The organism is Bradyrhizobium embrapense (genome assembly GCF_001189235.2).
GTDB lineage: Bacteria > Pseudomonadota > Alphaproteobacteria > Rhizobiales > Xanthobacteraceae > Bradyrhizobium > Bradyrhizobium embrapense.
Map to the genome: position 1 here is coordinate 1 of NZ_LFIP02000031.1, position 1,010 is coordinate 1,010.

Annotated in this window: 1 protein-coding gene; it reads left to right on the top strand. The window is 66.3% G+C overall.

Annotation, left to right across the window (positions count from 1 at the left end; genetic code table 11):
- Positions 1-979, top strand: a 979-nt coding sequence (locus tag AKN83_RS37985) for an IS3 family transposase (RefSeq protein ID WP_083992435.1), incomplete at its 5' end; no start/stop codon positions are given.
- Between the last annotated feature and the right edge of the window lie 31 nt (positions 980-1,010).

A 1,010-nucleotide genomic window follows, 5' to 3' on the forward strand; every position in this document is an offset into this window, starting at 1 on the left:
GGCCGAGCAGCGGGCCTGGCGTGAGGGGGTCTACGAGGTCATCCAAGCGATGACGATCTCCCCGCGGCAAGGCGAGCTGACGATCGAACGGATGTGCACCCTGGCTGGCGTCAGCCGGGCCGGCTACTACCGGCATTGGGCGGCTTCCGCCCCACGTGCCGAAGAGACTGGCGTGCGAGACGCGATCCAGCGGCTCGCACTGACGCATCGGCATTACGGCTATCGCCGGATCTCCGCACAGTTGCGCCGCGAGGGCTTTGTGGTGAACCGCAAGCGCGTGCTGCGCCTGATGCGCGAGGACAATCTGCTGTGCCTGCGACAGCGGCCGTTCGTGCCTGTGACGACCGACTCGCGCCACCCGTGGCGGGTGGTGCCGAACCTCGCCCGCGGCATGGTGCCGAGTGGCCTCGATCAGCTCTGGGTGGCGGACATCACCTATATCCGTCTGCGGGAGGAGTTCGCCTATCTCGCCATCGTGCTCGATGCCTTCAGCCGGCGCGTCGTCGGCTGGGCTCTGGAGACGCATCTGGAGGCGCGGCTGGCCATCGGGGCACTCTCGATGGCGCTGGCGGCGCGCCGCCCGAGGCCCGGCAGCCTGATCCATCACTCCGACCGGGGGATCCAATACGCCTGCGGCGACTACACCGAGCTACTTCAGCAGCACGACATCGCCCCGAGCATGAGCCGGGTCGGCAATCCCTATGACAACGCCAGGGCGGAAAGCTTCATGAAGACCCTCAAGCAAGAGGAGGTCGACGGCCAGACCTACCGCGATGCGCAACAGGCCAGAAATGCGATCGGCGCCTTCATCGAAGAGGTATACAATCGTCAACGGTTGCACTCGGCTTTGGCCTACCGGCCGCCAGCCGAGTTCGAGGCAAATTTACCGCATGGCGGGGCTGCTGCGCAGCAGCCCCGCCATGCGGCCCTAACCCGTCAACCCGCCGTGCCGCTTCAAGCGGCCGGCACCTGTCCCTGATTTACCGTGTCTCACATCAGGGGTGCAGTTC